Source organism: Chryseobacterium gregarium DSM 19109, from assembly GCF_000430845.1.
In the GTDB taxonomy this organism is placed as follows: domain Bacteria; phylum Bacteroidota; class Bacteroidia; order Flavobacteriales; family Weeksellaceae; genus Chryseobacterium; species Chryseobacterium gregarium.
The window spans coordinates 143,233-163,945 of record NZ_AUMU01000003.1 but is presented as its reverse complement, the minus strand read 5'-3'; the positions used below and the strand labels follow the sequence as shown (position 1 = coordinate 163,945).

General features: G+C 40.5%; 18 protein-coding genes. 13 read left to right on the top strand and 5 right to left on the bottom strand.

What is annotated here, in order from left to right; translation table 11 throughout:
- Positions 1–44 precede the first annotated feature (44 nt).
- Positions 45–2,015, top strand: coding sequence for a T9SS type A sorting domain-containing protein (locus H561_RS23245; protein ID WP_081411635.1), 1,971 nt, complete (start codon positions 45–47; stop codon positions 2,013–2,015).
- Between the two features lie 151 nt (positions 2,016–2,166).
- Here the strand turns inward: H561_RS23245 and H561_RS23880 are convergent, their stop codons facing one another.
- Both H561_RS23880 and H561_RS0105790 read right to left on the bottom strand, forming a co-directional pair.
- Positions 2,167–2,325 carry a hypothetical protein gene (locus tag H561_RS23880; protein WP_155845749.1) on the bottom strand — a complete coding sequence of 53 codons (159 nt, stop codon included), beginning with the start codon at positions 2,323–2,325 and terminating at the stop codon, positions 2,167–2,169.
- A gap of 41 nt (positions 2,326–2,366) precedes the next feature.
- Positions 2,367–3,194 (bottom strand): ion transporter, encoded by an 828-nt coding sequence (locus H561_RS0105790; protein WP_027386151.1) that lies wholly within the window; start codon positions 3,192–3,194, stop codon positions 2,367–2,369.
- Between the two features lie 63 nt (positions 3,195–3,257).
- Here H561_RS0105790 and H561_RS0105785 point away from each other — a divergent pair, with 63 nt between their 5' ends.
- Positions 3,258–4,355, top strand: coding sequence for a Nif3-like dinuclear metal center hexameric protein (locus tag H561_RS0105785; protein ID WP_027386150.1), 1,098 nt, complete (start codon positions 3,258–3,260; stop codon positions 4,353–4,355).
- A 3-nt stretch (positions 4,356–4,358) separates the two neighbouring features.
- Positions 4,359–5,135, top strand: a complete 777-nt coding sequence (locus tag H561_RS0105780; protein WP_027386149.1) for a zinc ribbon domain-containing protein — start codon at positions 4,359–4,361, stop codon at positions 5,133–5,135.
- A gap of 465 nt (positions 5,136–5,600) precedes the next feature.
- Here H561_RS0105780 and H561_RS0105775 read toward each other — a convergent pair whose 3' ends face one another.
- On the bottom strand, positions 5,601–5,873 hold the full coding sequence (locus tag H561_RS0105775; RefSeq protein WP_027386148.1) for a hypothetical protein: 273 nt from the start codon (positions 5,871–5,873) through the stop codon (positions 5,601–5,603).
- Positions 5,866–7,644: an AMP-dependent synthetase/ligase gene (locus H561_RS0105770; RefSeq protein ID WP_027386147.1), complete on the bottom strand. Its 1,779-nt coding sequence runs from the start codon at positions 7,642–7,644 to the stop codon at positions 5,866–5,868. The genes H561_RS0105775 and H561_RS0105770 overlap by 8 nt, the downstream gene beginning before the upstream one ends.
- 273 nt (positions 7,645–7,917) lie before the next feature.
- Between H561_RS0105770 and H561_RS0105765 the strand changes: the two genes are divergently transcribed.
- The 3 genes from H561_RS0105765 to H561_RS0105750 all read left to right on the top strand — a co-directional run bounded on the left by H561_RS0105765 (position 7,918) and on the right by H561_RS0105750 (position 11,775).
- Complete coding sequence (locus H561_RS0105765) at positions 7,918–9,057, top strand: acyl-CoA dehydrogenase (RefSeq protein ID WP_027386146.1); 1,140 nt, start codon at positions 7,918–7,920, stop codon at positions 9,055–9,057.
- 1,143 nt (positions 9,058–10,200) lie between these two features.
- On the top strand, positions 10,201–10,779 hold the full coding sequence (locus H561_RS0105760; RefSeq protein ID WP_027386145.1) for a CinA family protein: 579 nt from the start codon (positions 10,201–10,203) through the stop codon (positions 10,777–10,779).
- A 378-nt stretch (positions 10,780–11,157) separates the two neighbouring features.
- Positions 11,158–11,775, top strand: a complete 618-nt coding sequence (locus tag H561_RS0105750) for a DUF4142 domain-containing protein (RefSeq protein WP_027386144.1) — start codon at positions 11,158–11,160, stop codon at positions 11,773–11,775.
- A 678-nt stretch (positions 11,776–12,453) separates the two neighbouring features.
- Here H561_RS0105750 and H561_RS22115 read toward each other — a convergent pair.
- Positions 12,454–13,011: a DUF421 domain-containing protein gene (locus H561_RS22115; protein WP_228372224.1), complete on the bottom strand. Its 558-nt coding sequence runs from the start codon at positions 13,009–13,011 to the stop codon at positions 12,454–12,456.
- A gap of 321 nt (positions 13,012–13,332) precedes the next feature.
- Between H561_RS22115 and H561_RS0105735 the strand changes: the two genes are divergently transcribed.
- The 7 genes from H561_RS0105735 (at position 13,333) to H561_RS0105705 (ending at position 20,710) form a co-directional block, all read left to right on the top strand.
- Positions 13,333–13,800 (top strand): (2Fe-2S)-binding protein, encoded by a 468-nt coding sequence (locus H561_RS0105735; RefSeq protein WP_027386143.1) that lies wholly within the window; start codon positions 13,333–13,335, stop codon positions 13,798–13,800.
- A gap of 24 nt (positions 13,801–13,824) precedes the next feature.
- Positions 13,825–14,457 (top strand): hypothetical protein, encoded by a 633-nt coding sequence (locus H561_RS0105730; RefSeq protein WP_027386142.1) that lies wholly within the window; start codon positions 13,825–13,827, stop codon positions 14,455–14,457.
- A gap of 12 nt (positions 14,458–14,469) precedes the next feature.
- The gene (locus H561_RS0105725) at positions 14,470–16,620 is read left to right on the top strand and encodes a xanthine dehydrogenase family protein molybdopterin-binding subunit (protein ID WP_027386141.1); all 2,151 of its coding nucleotides are present in this window, start codon (positions 14,470–14,472) and stop codon (positions 16,618–16,620) included.
- 201 nt (positions 16,621–16,821) lie between these two features.
- Positions 16,822–17,955 (top strand): XdhC family protein, encoded by a 1,134-nt coding sequence (locus H561_RS0105720; RefSeq protein WP_027386140.1) that lies wholly within the window; start codon positions 16,822–16,824, stop codon positions 17,953–17,955.
- A 6-nt stretch (positions 17,956–17,961) separates the two neighbouring features.
- Positions 17,962–18,942, top strand: coding sequence for a GTP 3',8-cyclase MoaA (moaA, locus tag H561_RS0105715; RefSeq protein ID WP_027386139.1), 981 nt, complete (start codon positions 17,962–17,964; stop codon positions 18,940–18,942).
- A complete protein-coding gene (locus H561_RS0105710) occupies positions 18,939–19,529 on the top strand; it encodes a nucleotidyltransferase family protein (RefSeq protein WP_027386138.1) in 591 nt (196 codons plus the stop codon). Before moaA ends, H561_RS0105710 begins: the two co-directional genes overlap by 4 nt.
- A complete protein-coding gene (locus H561_RS0105705; protein ID WP_027386137.1) occupies positions 19,526–20,710 on the top strand; it encodes a molybdopterin molybdotransferase MoeA in 1,185 nt (394 codons plus the stop codon). The genes H561_RS0105710 and H561_RS0105705 overlap by 4 nt, the downstream gene beginning before the upstream one ends.
- The last annotated feature ends 3 nt before the right edge of the window (positions 20,711–20,713 follow it).

Below are 20,713 nucleotides of genomic sequence, written 5' to 3'. Positions count from 1 at the left end.
GATTTAATTATTAATTTAGCATATAAATCAATAAAAAGATAATTATGACAAAATTTCTACTCTCATGCTTATTATTCATAAGTATGGCTCTCAATGCCCAGATTAATTTAGGTACGGGAAGTACAGAAGTAGGTGTTGCTCCTATCAGTACTTATTACGGCTATTCCTATACCCAGCAGATTTTTACAAAACAGGAAATCAATGCCAATGCTGCAGGAAACATCACCGGACTGAAATTTTACATCGATCCCGCTTTCTCTATCTCCAATTCCTCACAATGGGTTGTGTATATCGGGCATACTGCAAAAACTTCATTTGCATCAGATGCAGATTGGATACCGCTTACCCAGCTTACCCAGGTTTTTTCAGGAAACGTAACCAATGCCAGCGGAGTCATCGAGGTTGTTTTTGCAACTCCTTTTGCCTATGACAATACTTCTAATTTAGTTATAGCTGCAGAAGAAAATTCTGCAGGGTATGATAATAATGATTTTGAAGAAGCCATGTATGTGTATTCCGGAGGTGCGAATTCTACTATTTATTATAAAAATGACAGTACCGATCCCGACCCGGCTTCACCGCCAACAGACGGTAATTTAGCGGATTACAAATCTGTCATTACTATTGAAGGTTTGGCTCCGAATCCTATTCCGGCTTGTCCTCTAATTACATATCCCGGCAATAACGCTACGTTTGTACCTTTGGCTTCTACGATTACCTGGAATAATACTTCAGGAGCAACCAGTTATAAAGTGTCTATCGGAACAAGCCCCGGCGGAACAGATGTTGCCAATCAGGTATCTGTAACCACTAACAGTTTTACGCCTTCAACACCATTTGCCCCGGGAGTAAATCATTATCTTAAAGTGACAGCAGTTGGCGCTGGAGGTGAATCTGCAGGATGTACCGAAGTCATATTTACAACGGCACCACCGCCACCGACAAATGACGAATGCGTAACAGCAGCTACATTGACGGTAAACCCTGATTTGAATTGCGGAACGGTAACTTCAGGATATACAATCGGTGCTACCGATTCAGGAACGATTCCGGATCCTTGTTACGGAAATCCTGATGATGATGTCTGGTTTAAATTTGTTGCCGCTGCGTCAACTCAAAAAATTTCCCTGCTGAATGTTCAGGCGGTAGGTACGAATACATGGGATACAGGAGCTAATTTCCAGGTTTTCAGCGGAGGATGTGGAGCATTATTAAGTATTTTATGTGAAGAGAGTAATTCTGGTTTGGTATCCGGTCTTACAGTTGGAGAAACCTATCTGGTAAGAGTGTACAGTTATGGTGATACAGGAAGCCATCAGAGTTTTGATATCTGCGTGGGAACCTTGCCTCCAACGCCTGCGAATGATGACTGTTTTGGGGCACTGGCTGCGACTGTTATACCTTATACTTACATACAGAATGACGGAGCAGGATCTACCAATAATGCCGGAATGATTACTTCTTGCAGTGATGAAATGAATGACGGAACATGGTTCACTTTTGTAGGAGACGGTGATACATTTAATGTAACAGTGACAATGCCTGCAGGCAGCGATTTTGATCCTCAGATCGGAGTGTATAGCGGCAGCTGCTCAGCTTTATCCTGTGAAGCTACCGTAGACAACGCGGGTACAGGTATGGAGGAAACAGTTTCTATCCCGACGCTTTCCGGAAATACCTATTATGTGAATGTTGGTCATTACAACAGCTGGTCAGATGAGATGGAAGGGGCATTTACCATTAACATAACCAAAGGTGTACTGGCAACTTCTGAAGTAAAGGCTGACAAAAGCAAAATCAGACTATACCCGAATCCTTTTACTGATGTGTTGAATATCTCAGATGCGGCCAATGTAAAATCGGTTTCTGTTTCAGATGTTTCAGGAAGATTGGTAAAATCAATTGATAATCCGGGTTCTGCACTTCATCTGGAAGAATTGAAACAGGGAATGTATCTGGTAACATTACATATGAAAGATGGTTCTAAACAAACCGTTAAGACGATTAAAAAATAGGTCATTACGATATATTTTCAATATCATATACAATACAGGATTAAATCCTGTAAATCAATAAAAGAGGCGGCCGAATCAACGGCCGCCTTTTATATGTAAAGGATTTACTTGAAAATGATCAATAATAACAGGATGTTATTACAATGAAATCCTATCTGTCATTTACCGGCTGGATTTCAGAAGTGTTCAGGCCGGAAAAGACGGCAGGGAAGAAGGTTACAAGAATAAGATACACAACCACCATCAGCACAATTAAAGAGAACAGGATGACAATAGAGATGTGCGGTTTATTTTTTTTTGTTGGTTCCATGATTTGCAGTATTTGTTAATAGATTATTATTGTTAATTTTACTAAGCTAATTTCTTGCCACACTGTTTACAGTACCTCGCATCATCATCAATATCTTCATTTCCGCAACGGTCACATATCTTTTCCAGGTTTTGCCTTTTATTGCGCATTTCAGCAGTGACAATTCCGGTAGGTACGGCAATAATGGAGTAACCTGCCAGCATCAGGATCACAGCAAAGAATTTCCCCATCGGCGTTATCGGCGATACATCTCCGTAACCAACAGTGGTTACCGTAACCACAGCCCAGTAAATTGCCTGGGGAATGGTCTCGAAACCGGGTCGCCCGCCTTCTACCATGAACATGAGAGAGCCGACAATTACAGAGAAAATAATTAAAAATAAAAGGAAAATATAAATTTTTCTTGAACTGTTTTTTAAAGCTCTTACAATGACCGTCCCGTCATTCATAAAATCAAGAAGGTTAAAAACCCTGAAAACCCTCAGCATTCTCAACATTCTGAAAATCAGAAAATATTTGGTAACGGGAATAAAAAAACTCAGATAAAAAGGGACCAGTGCCAGAAAATCAATAATTCCGAAAAAACTGAAGATGTAATTCTTTTTATTTTTGATCACCGCAATCCTTGACCAATACTCAGCGGTGAAGAACACGGAGATAACCCATTCTAAAATAATGAACGTATAGTGGAATCTTTTGTCCAGTTTAGGAACACTTTCCATCATAATAATAAAAGTGCTGATAAGAATAAGGGATAATAAAATAATATCGAACATTTGCCCTAACTTCGTGTCCGAGCGGTAAATGATTCGGTAGAGATGTCTTTTCCAGAGTGCATCTCCGGGAATAAGATTATGCTCTTTTTCCATTGTAAATCTTTTTTTAAAATTAATAAATTATCCCTACTTTCGTAAGCAAACATACAGAATAATATGAAAGTTAGAGAAGTTATTTCAAAGATCGAAAAACATATTCCGTTACAGCAGGCAGAAGATTTTGATAATGTGGGATTATTGTGCGGATCCTGGGACCGGAATGTCAGCGGAATACTCATTTGCCATGATGCACTGGAAAATGTAGTGGATGAGGCGATTCATAAAAACTGTAATCTGATTGTATGTTTCCACCCGATTATTTTTTCAGGATTAAAATCTTTAACCGGAAAAAATTATGTGGAAAGGGCAGTTTTAAAAGCCATTGAAAATAAAATTGCCATCTATGCCATCCACACAGCCTTTGACAATGACTTTTTCGGGGTTAATTACGGAATGTGCAGTCAGCTGGGACTGAAAAACCTGAAAATCCTTCAGCCTAAAAAGAATAATCTGAAGCAGCTGACGGTTTTCGTACCGAAAGAGCATGCCGAAAGAGTAAGAGAATCACTTTTTGCTTCCGGTGCAGGAAATATAGGCTTCTATGACGAATGCAGCTTTACGATTAACGGGGACGGAACGTTCAGGCCGGTGGAAGGATCAACTCCTTTTTCAGGTCAGCAGAACATCAGGGAAAATGCTGATGAAGACATGATCTCGGTAATTTTTGAGGATTATAAGCAGGGGCAGATCGTTTCGGCAATGAAAAATGCCCATCCGTATGAGGAAGTCGCTCATCAGATCTACAGTCTGGATAACACCAATCAGTATTCGGGGCTGGGGATGTATGGTGATTTTGAAGAGCCTATGGATGAAAAGGATTTCCTGAAAATGGTCAAGGAAAAGTTTAATCTGGAAATGATCAGGCATTCTGATTTCAATAATAAAAAAATTAAAAGAGTAGGGGTTCTGGGAGGCTCCGGAGCAAGCGGAATCCAGTCTGCTGTTTCCAGGAAATGCGATGCCTATCTTACGGGAGATGTCAAATACCATGATTTTTTCCTCGCAGAATCAAAAATGCTGATTTGTGATATCGGACATTTCGAGTCGGAACAATTTGTAACTCAACAATTATTTGAAATTTTTTCGCAAAAATTCACTACCTTTGCAATCTCAAAATCTATTGAGAAAACAAACCCGGTAAATTATTTCATTTAAGATATGGCAAAAACCAACGATATTTCAGTTGAAGAAAAGTTAAGAGCTTTATACGATTTGCAGATCATTGATTCTAGATTGGACGAAATCCGAAATACAAGAGGAGAGTTGCCCATCGAAGTAGAGGATCTTGAGATTGAAATCGAAGGTCTTGAAAAAAGAGCTGAAAAATTCCATGCAGAGATCAAAGAGCAGGATGACCAGATCAAAACAAAGCATGAAGTGATCAGTCATGCAAAAACTTTAATTGAAAAGTACAAGTCCCAGCAGGATAATGTAAGAAACAATAAAGAGTTTGAAGCATTAAGTAAAGAAATTGAATATCAGGAACTTGAAATTCAGCTTGCAGAAAAAAGAATCAAAGAATTCGGAGCTAAGATAGGGCATAAGAACGAAACCCTGGATGAGCTGAAGGGAAAGATCGATGATCTTAAGAATCACCTGAAATTCAAAAAAGAAGAACTGGAAGGCCTGATTTCCGAAACTCAGAAAGAAGAAGACTATCTTATCGGGCAGTCTGCGGAATATGCATCTAAGATCGATGAAAGATTACTGGCTTCTTACAACAGAATCAGAAACAATTCTCCGACCGGACTTGCTGTCGTAGGGTTGGAAAGAGGAGCTCCGAAAGGATCATTCTTCACCATTCCGCCTCAGAAGCAGATGGAAATTGCCCAGAGAAAGAAAATCATTATCGATGAGCACTCAGGGAAAATCCTTGTTGACGATGAGTTGGTAATGGAAGAAAACGAAAGAATGGGATCTGTGATTAAATTTTAATTCTAAGCACAGTTTTAAATATAAATAAGACAGAATTTTTTCTGTCTTATTTTTTTGTTTCTGTTTTTTCAGATGTATAGTAAAATTGTAGTTCTTTACACAGAGTAATGACTGCGGCTTTACCTTTTGCAGTAAAACCTGTAAAAGCATATTCATGCTCGGTTCCTTTATTGAAAACTTTATGTGTTTGTGCAGGGATATAAATTTCAGAAATTAAATTGTTGCAGCCAAGGCAAATGTTAATCTGGTTAACCTTCTTGTCATTTTTAAAAAATACCAGTCCAAAATGTGGGTTGAAACATGCAGCGGAAGCTTCTCCGTAACTTGTGTCCTTTGTTAAAGCTGATAAAATATTATCGGCCTGTTTTTGCGTTAAAAACTGCTGTTTTTTTATGATAGGGATAAATTTTCCATCTTTGCCAATAATAGCGGAATATGTTTTTTCGTCACCATCAAAATCATAGGCTATAATTTATCAAAATCAAGTTTGCTAAAAGGAATCCCGTTCTTTGAATCAGGCTTTACTGTCTTTGCTTTTTTTAAGTAGAATAGTAATGTATTTTCTTTTAAATTTTTTTCTGTTGGCTTTTCAAAAGATGATGTTTCAGCGTTTACTTTTGGATTTTCATTAAACTTGTCAACTTTCTTTTCACAGGAAATTATAAAAAATACCGATCCAATAATAATGGATCGGTTTATATTGTTGAATAATCTTTTTTTGACGGTAAAATTATCCATGATGCTCATACATTTTATTGTACAGATCGATAAACTTCTCTTTAATCGCTTTTCTTTTCAGCTTCAAAGTGGGTGTAAGGAGTCCGGTGTCAATGCTCCAGACTTCCGGGGTCAGTTCGATCTTTTTGATCTGTTCCCAGTTGCCTAAGTGCTCATTCATGCGGTCAATTTCTTTTTTTATCCTTTCTTTTAATTCAGGGCTCCTGGCAATTTCCTGCGGAGTAGACCCGATATTCAGATTATTCCTCATGGCCCAGCTTTTGGCAAATTCAAAATCGGGCTGTACAAAAGCACACGGCATTTTTTCACCGTCGCCCACAACCATGATCTGCTCGATGAACTTGGATGCTTTGGCTAAATTTTCTATAGTCTGCGGCGCAATATATTTTCCGCCGGAAGTCTTGAACATTTCTTTTTTCCGGTCGGTGATCTGTAAAAAGCCATCATTGTCAACATGCCCGATATCTCCGGTCCTGAAAAAGCCGTCTTCGGTGAACACTTCCCGGGTCATCTGTTCATTTTTGAAATAGCCTTTAAAAATAGAAGGGCCCTTTACGGTAATTTCACCGTCTTCCTGGATTTTTACCTTCAGGTTATCCAGTGGCAGACCCACAGTCCCGACTTTCATTTTACCGAAAGCATTAACAGAAATCACCGGGGAAGTTTCCGTGAGTCCATATCCTTCCAGTATAGGAATCCCTGCGTTCTGAAACATCAGGTTCAGTCTTGTCGACAGGGCAGCAGAACCTGAAACCAGCGTAATGATTTCACCTCCCAGTCCTTCTCTCCATTTTTTAAATACCAGCTTATCAGCAATAATTTCCTGTAGACCGGATGGCTTTGAAACCGTTTTCTTCTTGGAAATTAAATCCAGTGCCCAGAAGAATATTTTTTGTTTTAAGCCTCCCGCAGATGACCCTGTGGCATAAATTTTATCATACACTTTCTCCACCAGCCTCGGCACAACGCTCATGTAATGCGGCTTCACTTCCTTGACATTTTCCCCCATTTTATCAATGCTTTCTGCGAAATAGATTGAAAAACCGCTGTACTGGAAAAGGTAAAAGAGCATCCTTTCAAAAATATGACAGATCGGAAGAAAGCTTAATACCCTGGTATCTTTATAGTCAAGGCTTTTCTTTCTCGGAATCCTTGGGATGGAACCCAGGACATTCGAAACAATATTGTGATGCGTCAGCATGACCCCTTTGGGCTTTCCCGTGGTGCCCGACGTATAAATTACGGTGGCCAGGTCCTCAGAATTAATGGCATTGGACAGATCTTCCACCTCAGTCTGGGTTGAATCATCCTCGCCGAGATCCAGAATCTCCTTCCAGTTGGCGGCACCGCTGATTTGGTCAAACGTGAAGATGCCCTGCAGCGATGCAATATTGTGCTTTACCTTCATCACCTTCTGCAGAAGATCCTTATCGGAAACAAAACAGTATTTAATTTCAGCGTTGGTAAAAATAAATTCATAGTCTTCCGGTGAAATGCTGGGGTATACCGGCACAGAAACCACGCCGATCTGTGAAAGCCCCAGATCCATAATCGCCCACTCTGTACGCGAGTTAGTGGTAATTAAAGCGATCTTATCACCGGGTTTGATCCCAAGTTTCAAAAGACCTCTTGATATTTTATTCGCTTCATTGATAAATTCCTGGGTGGAGGTTTTTTTCCATTCGCCCTGATACTTGGTAACGAACATATCCGATTTGGGATATTGCTCCAAAGCATAGTGTGGTATATCGAATAATCTTTTAATAGTCATGATTTTTTAAAATAGTAGTTAAGGATTTTAAATATAAGCATTTTTTTTAATTGTCTGAATGAAAACTGAAAATTAGCATTTAGTGGTTTATATACCTAACAATGCAGATGCTTATTAATAGGATGAACTGTATTTTAATAATTTTTTAATTTATTTAACGATCTGTTGAATTCTGTTTAATGCCTGATTTTCAGATTTTAACAGGAACCTTTAATTCTGTTTTCAGGTTTCATCAAAAAGTGTAAATTAGCGACCATCTAATTATTATTTTTTATGGACTTTAATTTATCAGAAGAACAGCTGATGATTCAGCAGGCGGCAAGGGATTTTGCACAAAACGAACTATTACCGGGCGTAATAGAAAGGGACCGCGATCAGAAATTTCCTACGGAGCAGGTAAAGAAAATGGGGGAAATGGGGCTGCTGGGAATGATGGTAGACCCTCAATACGGAGGGGCAGGAATGGACAGCGTGTCTTACGTTCTTGCGATGGAAGAAATTGCAAAAATAGATGCTTCCGCAGCTGTTGTAATGTCCGTAAATAATTCATTGGTGTGTGCAGGCCTTGAGAAATTTGCTTCTGAAGAGCAAAAAGTAAAATATCTTACGCCTCTTGCCAGCGGTCAGGTAATCGGCGCATTTGCATTGTCCGAGCCTGAAGCGGGTTCTGATGCAACTTCTCAGAAAACTACTGCTGAAGACAAAGGAGATTATTACCTTCTGAACGGAATCAAAAACTGGATCACCAACGGTGGAACGGCAACTTATTATATCGTTATTGCACAAACTGACCCTGAAAAAAAACATAAGGGAATCAATGCTTTCATCGTGGAAAGAGGCTGGGAAGGTTTTGAAATCGGGTTGAAAGAAGATAAGCTTGGAATCAGAGGAAGCGATACGCATTCTTTGATCTTCAACAATGTAAAAATACCGAAGGAAAACAGGATCGGGGAAGACGGTTTCGGATTTAATTTTGCAATGGCAGTATTAAACGGAGGGAGAATCGGTATTGCTTCCCAGGCATTGGGTATTGCTTCCGGAGCATATGAACTGGCTTTGAAATATGCCAAAACAAGAAAAGCGTTCAAAACCGAGATTATTAACCACCAGGCGATTGCTTTCAAACTGGCGGATATGGCAACCCAGATCACAGCGGCAAGAATGCTTTGCTATAAAGCTGCTGTTGAAAAAGATGCAGGAAAAGATATTTCTGAAATCGGTGCCATGGCTAAGTTATATTCTTCCCAGGTAGCTATGGATACCACCATTGAAGCGGTACAGATCCACGGCGGATACGGATATGTGAAAGAATACCATGTGGAAAGAATGATGAGAGATGCAAAAATCACCCAGATCTACGAGGGAACTTCTGAAATCCAGAAGATCGTTATTTCAAGAAGCATTGCAAAGTAATTGCTTAATTATACATGAAATAGTAAAAGGCTCTCATTATTGAGAGCCTTTTTACTTCACACGAACCACAAAATATTAATAATATATGTTTTTTATTTATTATCCTGAACAGCCATTTCTGTTGTTTGGATGAAATTTTCTGTCTTTGGTTAAATCTTATTCAAAAGTTATTGGGTAAAATTCATAATAGTACAACTTAAATATATGAGAGAGATACAGAAAATAAATTAATTGATTTATTAAATAAAGAATTAGCCATTAACAGAGTCTGATAAATTAATAATATTGTTAACCTCTATATATAAAATTTCAAGATATCAACATTTTATAAAAAACAAAAAATCCCCGGGATGTCCCGAGGATAAAAACTAATAACCATGAAAACTCAAATTAAACATGAGAATCAGTTGCAAATATACATAAATAACTCCACTTTTTTGATATACTTTATCTATTGCCGTAATTGGTTTTTGCATAAACTTTGCTTGAAGTGAGGAATTACCATTTTATAATATTTTAACGTTATGATTATCAGTGCTAAATGGTTTGTAAATAAAAACTGTACTTGCATATTTTCGTTATTTTTTGGATATAATAAAGTAGACTTATCTTATCATTTGTCCTATTTTAACCACTTTTAATTAAGTTTCTGAACACTGGAGTGATGGTTATATTGTTATCATTAAAATATGATAATAAATGAAACAACATGATTTATGATCCTGTTTAAGTGAGCATTGAAACTTAATAAAAAGTTTTTAAAGTTTATTTTTAGATTTAACAGATTTAAGTGCACAAAAAAATCTGCGCGATCCTATCATCTATGTGAAATTATTGTGTGGAATAAATTCTAAATAGTTCTAAGGCTATTATTTACTGATCCAGACTTTGATGAGGTCTACTCACTAAAACTATTGTTCAACAGCCGGTTGATCTGTATTTGTTATGCAGGTTATAAGATAACATCTATGCATGAAACTGAAATCTAGCCCATTGTAATGTATTGGCGTGATTTTAGATGATGCGTACAACAGGAATGAAAACAATTGTTCTTAACGGGCTGTTCAGCATCTTACAGCCTGACAGAACAGACCATTGATCGCCTGTGTGTAAATTTGAAATGACAAGCAAAACCCACGCTTTATGATTTTAAAATCTTCAAAAATTGATCTGACCATTGAACAGCTGAATGCCAAGTCGTTCATATACTTTCTGGCTGAGCTACAGAATCTGCTGAAATATATAGGAGAGCAGCTAGTGGAAATTGATGAAACGGTTTCCATTGCTGAAAATGTAACTTCCGGATTTCTTCAGTTTTCGTTTTCCCAGATCAGTAATGCTTCCGGATTCTTTAAAGGAGGGGTAACCGTTTATATGCCTGGTGATAATGACAGCCTTTTCGGTATAAATCATGAGAAAACACTTTTCTGTGATGCGGTATCTCCTGCTGCTGCAGAAGAAATGGCACTGGCCGTCGGGAGGAAATTTAAAAGCGACTGGTCGCTGGCGGTTACAGGCTATGCATCACCGGTAAAGGAATCGCGTCATAAGTTGTATGCTTTCTTCTCCATATCGCACCATGGAAGGATCATTCTTTCAGAAAAGCTCGATCTGCATTCCCGGACCCTGCCTGTTAAGGCCCAGCTATATTACAGCGAATTTATACTGGGTTGCCTTAAACTGGAGCTCGATAAAATAAAGGCCGATCAGAAAATCGTATAAATTGACAGGATATAAAAACAGTCCTGAAAACAATTGGTTGATTTCATTTCTGGTGTATTCAGGAGAGAGAGGAATCTATTCTCAACATTGTTGTCAGTATATGATGCAATGAAACCTATGTCTCTATATAATCTCTGATCATTAACCGTTATCAAAGATATGAAGTGATTACAACTAATATATTTCTGAAACAATTAAATCACTTATTTCTATTTCTTTTTGTACTAAATATTCTTGTATTAGATGGATCATTCTACACTTTTTATTATAATCGAGAAGCTTTAACCGATTTATTAACATTTTGGCAAATAAATTGTTACAGGTAGGATGTGCAATAAATCTATTGCCATTTATTTTTTAACCATTTTAAATTATAGTATGAAAAATTCAATTTTAGCCATTTTAGCCGTTGCTTCTATGGTAGCATGTAAAAAAAATGAAACGACATCAACTGACACGCCTTCAGACAGCTCAGCAATGGCTGCGCCTGCAACTGATTCAGGGATGACCACTGCTAATGACTCAACTGCTGTGGCCGGGAATACCGGGACAAAAGCTAATCTGAGTGACCAGGACAAAAAATTTGCAGATGCGGCAGCAAAAGGAGGGATGATGGAAGTGATGATGGGACAGCTGGCGGCAACGAATGCAACCAACGCCACAGTAAAATCATTAGGGCAGATGATGGCAAAAGACCACGGTAAAGCCAATGACGAGCTTAAAAAATGGGCCACTGCTTCAGGGTATACTTTGCCAACTGCTTTGGATGCGGACCAGCAGAAACAGTATGATGACCTGAAAGCAAAAAAAGGAGCGGAATTCGACCGTATGTATACTGACCTAATGGTAACTGACCATAACAAGGATATTGCGGAATTCAAAAAGCAAGCCTCAGGAGGTTCCGAAGCTTCTTTAAAATCTTTTGCCAGCACGACACTTCCTACACTGGAGCATCATTTGATGGAATCTGAAAAAGCGAAAGCTGCAATAAAATAATTAGACATTTTAAAATAGTACAGTTGATGCTTTAATGCTTACTGTACCCACCAAAAGTTATTCTGGAACACTTTGCTGTTAAAAGCTTAGGCTTCCGGAATAACTTTTATCATTTACAGCTGTGTATCATCTCTTTTTAATCGATTTGCTTTCTGTATAAGTTAGTTTTTCCGATAAAACGCTTTAACCTATAAAATTCAGGAGATTTAATCACCATATTGTTTTATAATAAACATATATACGAGTATATTTGAAAATTAATCGAAAAAATTATTACCGCTTCATTTTTTTTGAGCATCTCTGATTTTTTCGCCTAAGTAAAATTGAAATAACAGTAGTATAGCAGCTTGCACGTCAAAAAGAGCAAAGATTTCAAAGGTGATATTTTGCATCACAAATAACGGCGCACAAGAATATACGATTCAAATATTCGATTGTTATTTTTTCTGAATTGATATTTGCCAGATAAGTCTTATCTTTTGCTTTAAACCAAGTTTTCGATTTGCCGTTAAAATTGTAGATCAAATAAGAAGATTGGAATGCATTAGGTTTAAGTCAGCCGGGTCGTATTCAGTGCTTTTACCCATTCTTTCCTTTTGCACTGAGGGCATTCCGTTGTTCCGGGTTCCAGTTCCTCCGTATTGCCGCAGTAGGTGCAGGCATGAATTCCTTTTTCTTTTATCTGTTCAGATTTTTATCATAGATCTTAGGTTGTATCGGAAGCCCGTATTTCACTTCATTATCAGGAAAGTAATAAAAACTGATGTTTCCGTTGGTTTCTAAGATAGCTGTTTTGATCTGCCCAAGATGCTCAATACTCATCTGTCTCATCTCCGCAAAAAATTCATCTTTTGCAAACGTATGGCTCATGTTATCCAATAATACGAATTCTCCTTCTTCAATCACATACAGCGGGTCTCCTTCAATAATCCTTTCAAATTTCTCGCTTTTGCTGGCCCACAGGGTAATCAGCCGGTAGAGAATGATAATGGCCGCAAAAACAATCACTGAGGTTAAAATGGAAGAATCTTTATTAAACATCGGATCTCCTGCGGCTGAACCCAGTGCAATAATAATGGCCACTTCAAACAGGGAGAGCTGGCGCACCCCTTTTTTTCCCGCCATCCGTAAGATAAACAGGACCATGCTGAACATGATGAGCGTTCTGATAATGATTTCAAAGGCGAATGTAAAATTAAGGTCTCCGATAAATATTTCTTCAAGATTCAGATTCATAATAGGATAGTAAAAGTCAGTTATCGTATACAAAACCTTCGCCAATGTAATACGGCTGATGGTGAACCTTTTTCGGGCTTTATTACAAGTTGTTATTAAATCATAAATTATGGTATCACATTCATAACAAATCACTATATTTAAAATAAAAAATCAGTCTATCTGTATATAGATAAAATGTATTTTCACCGGTTGGTTTCCGTCAGATCAGGAAAAAAGGTTTGAAATTCTTAATAACCTGTTTGAAAAATGATAAGGAAATACCGGATAAGTATAATATATTTGCTAATAACAAAATTTTAAAACGTTAAACAATTGGATATGATTTCATTAAATATTAACGGAAATAATCACGAGCTTGATATCAGCGAAGATATGCCCATCTTATGGGTAGTCAGGGATATTCTCGGCCTTACGGGGACTAAGTTCGGATGCGGTGTTGCCCAGTGCGGGGCATGCATGCTTCACCTGGATGGTGATGCGGTAAGGTCTTGTGTTACCAAGGCAAAAAGGGCGGTAGGCAAAAAGATCGTTACCATTGAAGGGCTGTCACAGCATAATGACCATCCGGTACAGAAGGCATGGCAGGATATTGATGTTCCGCAGTGCGGCTACTGCCATTCCGGGCAGATCATGGCAGCTGTGGTTCTGTTAAAGGAAAATCCTTCCCCGACCGACGAGGATATTGATATCGCCATGGCGGGAAACCTATGCCGTTGCGGAACCTATCCGCGGATCAGGAAAGCCATTAAAATTGCTGCGGATATTCAGAAAAAAGGAAACGTTTAACGGGAACAGATAAAGAAAATGGATATGAAAACATTTTTCAGTAAAAAAAAGATAAAGCTGAGAACCTTTTTTGAAGGGGCTCTCGTTATTCTGGCATCGGTAAGCGCATTCGGAATGGTTGCACAGAACAACAAAGTAATGTATTCTACTGTTCCGGTTGTTAAGAAAGACAGCGTGGCTTCCGTGAAAGCTTTTGGAGACGTCTATAAAGTATTGATGAGTCCGCGCTGTCTGAACTGCCATCCGGCAGGCGATATTCCTTTGCAGGGAGATGACAGCCACGTTCACAGGATGTTCCCGAGACGCGGTCCGGATGGCAAAGGGCTTTATGCGATGAAATGTGCCAACTGCCATCAGGATGAAAATACGCCCGGGCTCCACATGCCGCCGGGCAGTCCCAAATGGCATCTGCCACCTGCGGATATGAAAATGGTCTTTGAAGGGAAAAGCCCGTATCAGCTGGCTAAGCAGCTCATGAACAAAAAGGAGAACGGGAATAAAAGTATGGAAGACCTTATCAAACATGCAGATGATGAGTTGGTACTTGCCGGATTTAATCCTGCAGACGGCCTTAAGAAACCGCCTTTGACCCATAAAGAATTTAAAAAAGCCTGGATTACCTGGTTAACAACCGGCGCCTATGCCCCGGCAAAATAATGCTGAAAAATTATGTCTAAAGAATCAGAACTTTCAAGAAGAAAATTTTTGCAGCTGGCCGGTCTGGGAGGTGCTGCACTGTGCCTCGGAATATTTCCTTCCGTTTCGGCAGCAAAAGTCATCCTGCCCGAAACGGCATTGGCAGAAAGTGTGGAAATGAATTCATGGATCATCATTAATACTTCCGGTAAGATTACTTTGGTAGATCACCGTGCGGAAATGGGGCAGGGGTCTTACCACTCCGTTCCCCAGATTATTGCAGAAGAGCTCGAGGTAGACCTCAGCCAGATAGAAGTGATATTTGCACAGGGAAGCACGAAATACGGAAGCCAGATTACCGGCGGAAGTTCCACCATCAGGACTTCCTATAAAAACCTGTTGAAATTAAGTGCCACGGCAAGAGAAATGCTCCGGCAGGCAGCAGCCAATACCTGGAAAGTCCCGGTAAATGAATGTATGGCCAAAAGCGGAAATATCGTTCATGAAAAATCCGGGCGTAAGATGCATTACGGCGAACTGGTGCTTGCGGCATCACAGCTTCCTGCACCGGAAAAAGTAACATTAAAACAGCGCTCAGAATATAAGATTATCGGCAAGCCGCTGAAAAGAATCGACACCCCTTTGAAAACCAATGGTGCTGCCGTATTTGGTCTGGACAAAAGACTTCCGGGCATGATGTTCGCATCAGTGGAAAGAAACCCGAGACTGCGGGGGGAAGTTGCCAGTTTTGATGATACGGCTGCCAGAAAAATAAAAGGGGTCAGGGACGTTATCAAAATCAGTATGAAAGTCTACGATACGCAGCGTGAAGGAGTTGCTGTTATCGCAGACAACAGCTGGGCGGCACTCCAGGGTCGTAAAGTCCTTAGGGTAGTCTGGGATGATTCGGGCTTCGAACATACCAGCACAAAAAAAATATATGAAAAGCATTATGAGCTTTTGATGAAGGAAGAAGGCCTTCCTGCCAAAGAACAGGGAGTTGTGAATATACAGGCTGGGGCCAACAGGAAAAAGATAGATTCTGTATACCATACTCCGTACCAGTCACATCTGGCAATGGAACCCATAAATTGTATCGCCCATTACCGGAAAGACAAAATTGAGATCTGGGGACCGATCCAGGCACCGGACTGGATCCAGAAAGATATTGCAAAGGAATTCGGCATGGACCCTAAAAATGTTGTTGTAAATATGACGTTTTTGGGAGGCGGATTCGGGCGTAAAGCTTTTACCGATTACCCCAATGAAGCCGTGGCCATTTCCAAAAAGATCAATGCACCGGTGCAGGTCATCTGGTCAAGGGAAGATGATGCAGTCCAAGGGCCGTTCAGGCCGGGTGTTTCCTACAGGGGGGAAAGCATTATTGAAAACGGTAAGCTTACAGACCTGAAATTCCGTATGGTCGGGCAGAATATCAAGCACTGGTCAGACAAGAAGCGCGGTATAGCCAACGAAAATACAACAGAAGGTTTCATGGAACCTTATTTTAAGTCGATAAAAAATATTAAATTCTCTGATATTCCTTTTGAAACCCCGGTACCGGTATTGTGGTGGAGATCCGTATATGCATCAACCAACGGTTTTGCCTATGAAAGCTTTATGGATGAAATTGCCCATCAGATGAATATGGATCCGTTGGAATTCAGGAGAATACACATGGATAACGAACGGACCCGGAAGCTGATCGACAGGCTGAAAGAAGTCAGCCGTTGGAAAAATAACGCTCAGCATAAAGGATACGGGATTGCCATTACCGAATGTTTTGACAGTACCGTAGGCCAGGTGGTCAAGGTTTCAAAACAGAAAGGAGGAGGCGTGAAGATCGATAAAGTATGGGCCGTAATCGATTGCGGATGGTATGTCAACCCTGACATTATCGAAGCCCAAGTGGAAGGTTCTATTGTAATGGCGCTGGGCGCAGCAACCATGGATGCACAGACTTTTACAGACGGTATGGCAGATAAAGCCAATTTCCATTCCTACCAGCTTCCGCGGATTTATGATATTCCACCCATTGAAGTACATATCATGGAAAATAAAGAAGATGCCGGAGGGGTTGGAGAACCGGGATTGCCTCCATTTGCTCCCGCACTGGCGAATGCTGTTTTTGACCTGACCGGAAAAAGGATAAGAACCCTGCCGTTCGATCTGCTAAAGATATAATGCAGACGTCAGCAGATAAGATACCAATGTTTATAAGCTGGAAACACGTAGGATTTATTGATGAACTTTAGATAATTAAAGTTTTTTATAAGGTAAGGCTGAACATTTGCTTAATTTTTGATAAGTATAGGAGACAATCAATACCGGTAACCGATCAGTTACATTCAAAGAAGTGATCAGGCCGTTATCCCAAAAGGTTTTATGAAAGAGATTAATGATATCATCAGGGCTTACCGTAAAGCAGAAGCAGAAGGCACGAAAACGGCCCTCGCGACTGTGGTCAAGGTTACGGGATCTTCCTACAGGCAGCCCGGAGCCCGCATGCTGGTTACGGAAGACGGACAGTTAACCGGAGCCATAAGCGGAGGATGCCTGGAAGGCGATGCCCTGAAAAAAGCTTTGCTGGCCATTCAGCAGCAGCAGAATAAGCTCGTTACGTATGATACCAGTAATGATGAAGATGCAGATTTCGGTATACAGCTGGGATGCAACGGAATTGTCCATATCCTTTTTGAACCGATATTTGCACGTGATACACAGAATCCGGTTAAGATGCTGGAAAAAATTGTGGACAGACGGGAAGATGCCGTATTGGTCTGCCTTTTTTCACTTGTAAGAGGAAGTGCACAGCCGGGAACGGTACTGATGTACAGAAAAGACGGGCAGACTGCATCACGGGATGGACTTGATTTTTTATTAGGCGACATTCGTAAAACATTTGAAAATAAGGTTACCCTTAGTAAAAGCATAACCTATGAAGGAGAAGATTGCGAGGCATTGATTGAATATATGGCACCGGCCGTATCACTCATTATTGCAGGTGCCGGAAATGATGTAAAACCGTTAACGAAAATTGCATCGGTACTGGGCTGGGAAGTAACCGTCGGAGAAGGAAGGCCTGCACACGCTACGACAAAAAGGTTTCCGTGTGCAAAAACAGTAAAGGTAACCGCAGCAGAAGATTTCCTGAATGATAGGGTTATAGATGATCATACATTCTTTGTCCTGATGACCCACAATTACCGGTATGACCTGACAGTGCTGAGAGATTTACTTACCCATAGCAACAGCCGTTATATCGGGATCCTGGGACCAAAAACAAAGCTGAACCGGATGATTGATGACCTTGAAAATGAAGGATTTGCTGTCACGCCGCAACACCTGGAAAGGATGTATGGCCCCGTAGGCCTCGATATAGGGGCGGAAACCTCAGAAGAGATCGCCCTTTCGATAATTTCGGAAATCAAAGCAGTACTGGAGGATAGAAAAGGAAGCTCCTTGAGATATAAGACAGATAAAATTCATAATGCCGTTCATGGTGATTGTGACAAATAAAATATAATGATAACGGATACTTTCGGACGCGTACACGACTATCTTCGGATCTCACTTACAGACAACTGCAACCTGCGGTGTTTCTACTGTATGCCGGATGAGAAATATGCTTTTGCACCCGCTGCAAAACTCATGCAGCCGGATGAAATAGAAACCATAGCAAAACTTTTCGTATCGCACGGCGTAAAAAAAATAAGACTGACAGGCGGTGAGCCTCTGGTAAGAAAAGATGCCCCGGTAATCATTGATAAATTAGGGCAACTGGGCATTGAATTAGCGATCACGACCAACGGCGTACGGATTAATGAAATGATGGACAACTTGGTGTCAGCTCAGGTGAGAACTATTAACATAAGCCTGGATACCCTTGACGCCGAAAAATTTAAAAAAATCACCCGAAGAGACCTTTTTCAGAAAGTCAGGGACAATATCAATCTGCTGATCCAGAATAATTTCCGCGTTAAGATTAACGTTGTATTGATGAAAGGATTGAATGATGACGAAATCCTTGATTTTATAGAAATGACGCGGGATTCTCAGATAGAAGTCCGTTTCATTGAATTTATGCCGTTCAGCGGTAACCGCTGGACAAGCAATCAGGTATTTACACTCGAAGAAATACTGGCAGAAGTACAGAGCCGGTATGATATTTTCGCTATCGAACCGGAAGCCCATGATACAGCCAAGAAATTCAAAATACCCGGTTTTGCCGGAAATTTTGCCGTAATCAGCACCATGACCGCTCCTTTCTGCTCTTCCTGCAACAGGATCCGGCTTACCGCAGACGGTAAACTCAAAAACTGCCTGTTTTCAAAAGGAGAAATGGATCTTTTAAGTGCTTTACGGAGGGGGGAAGAAATCATGCCGTTGATAGAAGGTACCATCAAAGCAAAACACAAGGCATTGGGAGGACAGTTTTCAGGGGTTTTTCAGGATATTGATACCAGCACACTGGATAACCGAAGCATGATAACCATTGGAGGATGACACAGGAGAATACCGGAATCATTATCCTGGCCGCAGGAAATTCATCAAGATTAGGGCAGCCAAAACAGCTTCTGGATTATCAGGGCAAAACGCTGCTGGGCCATACCGTGGAACAGGCTTTGGCCGTGAGTTCCAAAGTTATAGTCGTTACAGGAAACGAAAATTCTGGAATCGAGAAAGAAACCGGATCTGCCGGAACCATACAGAATGAAAAGTGGCAGGAAGGCATGGCTTCATCCATTCACAAAGGCTTGAATGAAATGCTGTTAGCATATCCTGAAACACAAAATATCCTGATCACCGTCTGCGACCAGCCGAATATCAATGCCTCAGTATTTTCAGAACTGATCGAAAAAAGGCAGTCATCAGCAAAAGGGATTATTGCTTCACACTATTCCGGCACATTGGGAACCCCCGTATTGTTCAGCCGTTCTTATTTCAGTGACTTATTTCAGCTGAATGGCCATGAAGGGGCCAAAAAACTTCTTATAAAATACCGGGATGATGTCGGACAGGTGATGTTTGAAAAAGGATCCGTGGATATCGATACTCCGGAAGATTATCAAAAACTTATTAACAACCAATGATTTCAGTACAAGAAGCACAACAGATTATTTTACAGAATATACCGACGAAAAAAACGGCTTTAGTCCCGCTTTCAAAAGCTGCAGGGCTGGTTGTCTCTTCAGATATTACGGCACGTACTGATATTCCTGCGTTCCCCCAATCATCAATGGACGGCTATGCACTGAAATTTGAAGACCGGAACAATCCGCTGATGATAAAAGGCGAAATGGCCGCCGGAACTTCACAGTTGCTGACCATTGAAACCGGCGAAGCCACAAGAATCTTCACTGGTGCACCTTTGCCTGAAGGGGCCGATACGGTAGTGATGCAGGAAAAAATAAAAATTGAAAATGGTCGTCTGATGATTTCGGATGATGCCCTGAGCTCAGGCCTGAATGTGCGTCCTAAAGGCTCGGAAGTGAGGAAAGGGGAAGCTGCTATGGCTGCAGGCACTTATCTTTCGCCTGCAGCGATTGGTTTTCTGGCAGGAATCGGGCATGACCGTGTTGAGGTATATGTACCGCCTGCTGTAGCCATTATTATTACAGGAAACGAATTGCAGGATCCGGGCCATGACTTGGTATTCGGACAGGTGTTTGAAGCCAATTCATTTCAGCTTAAAGCTGCTTTGCGGAAAACGGGGATTACGGATATCCAGATTTTTACTGCCGGGGACCATCCTGAAGAACTGATGCAGGTTCTGAAACAGGCATTAACCGTAAGCGATGTGGTCCTTCTAAACGGCGGAGTAAGTGTGGGCGACTATGATTTTGTGACGGCAGCTGCGGAACAGTGCGGAGTCATTCAGCAATTTCATAAAATAAAACAGAAACCCGGCAAACCCTTGTTTTTCGGGACGAAAGATGACAAACTGATATTCGGTCTTCCCGGGAATCCGTCTTCATCATTGACGTGTTTCTACGAATACGTTTTACCGGCCCTTGAACAGTTAACGGGGCTAAAAAATTCAGTAAAGAAAAAAGAAGCAATCGTTTCTAATGATTATAAAAAATCTGCCGGGCTGACGCATTTCCTGAAAGCGTATTATGATGAAGAGCAGGAAGAAGTAAGTCCGCTGTATGCACAGGAATCATACCGGCTTCATTCATTTGCCCAGGCAAACTGTTTCATCGTGCTGCCGGAAGACTCTACAGGATGTTTGAAAGGAGATCGGGTAGAAGTCCATTTATTACCGATATAATTG

Bases quoted from the DNA above. Each gene is read 5' to 3' on its own strand.
- H561_RS0105765 (WP_027386146.1), top strand. From the start codon at position 7,918: ATGGACTTTAATTTATCAGAAGAACAGCTGATGATTCAGCAGGCGGCA.
- H561_RS22115 (WP_228372224.1), bottom strand. From the start codon at position 13,011: ATGAATCTGAATCTTGAAGAAATATTTATCGGAGACCTTAATTTTACA.
- H561_RS0105705 (WP_027386137.1), top strand. From the start codon at position 19,526: ATGATTTCAGTACAAGAAGCACAACAGATTATTTTACAGAATATACCG.
- H561_RS0105775 (WP_027386148.1), bottom strand. From the start codon at position 5,873: ATGGATAATTTTACCGTCAAAAAAAGATTATTCAACAATATAAACCGA.
- H561_RS23880 (WP_155845749.1), bottom strand. From the start codon at position 2,325: ATGGAACCAACAAAAAAAAATAAACCGCACATCTCTATTGTCATCCTG.
- moaA (WP_027386139.1), top strand. From the start codon at position 17,962: ATGATAACGGATACTTTCGGACGCGTACACGACTATCTTCGGATCTCA.
- H561_RS0105710 (WP_027386138.1), top strand. From the start codon at position 18,939: ATGACACAGGAGAATACCGGAATCATTATCCTGGCCGCAGGAAATTCA.
- H561_RS23245 (WP_081411635.1), top strand. From the start codon at position 45: ATGACAAAATTTCTACTCTCATGCTTATTATTCATAAGTATGGCTCTC.
- H561_RS0105780 (WP_027386149.1), top strand. From the start codon at position 4,359: ATGGCAAAAACCAACGATATTTCAGTTGAAGAAAAGTTAAGAGCTTTA.
- H561_RS0105750 (WP_027386144.1), top strand. From the start codon at position 11,158: ATGAAAAATTCAATTTTAGCCATTTTAGCCGTTGCTTCTATGGTAGCA.
- H561_RS0105785 (WP_027386150.1), top strand. From the start codon at position 3,258: ATGAAAGTTAGAGAAGTTATTTCAAAGATCGAAAAACATATTCCGTTA.
- H561_RS0105760 (WP_027386145.1), top strand. From the start codon at position 10,201: ATGATTTTAAAATCTTCAAAAATTGATCTGACCATTGAACAGCTGAAT.
- H561_RS0105730 (WP_027386142.1), top strand. From the start codon at position 13,825: ATGAAAACATTTTTCAGTAAAAAAAAGATAAAGCTGAGAACCTTTTTT.
- H561_RS0105725 (WP_027386141.1), top strand. From the start codon at position 14,470: ATGTCTAAAGAATCAGAACTTTCAAGAAGAAAATTTTTGCAGCTGGCC.
- H561_RS0105735 (WP_027386143.1), top strand. From the start codon at position 13,333: ATGATTTCATTAAATATTAACGGAAATAATCACGAGCTTGATATCAGC.
- H561_RS0105770 (WP_027386147.1), bottom strand. From the start codon at position 7,644: ATGACTATTAAAAGATTATTCGATATACCACACTATGCTTTGGAGCAA.
- H561_RS0105720 (WP_027386140.1), top strand. From the start codon at position 16,822: ATGAAAGAGATTAATGATATCATCAGGGCTTACCGTAAAGCAGAAGCA.
- H561_RS0105790 (WP_027386151.1), bottom strand. From the start codon at position 3,194: ATGGAAAAAGAGCATAATCTTATTCCCGGAGATGCACTCTGGAAAAGA.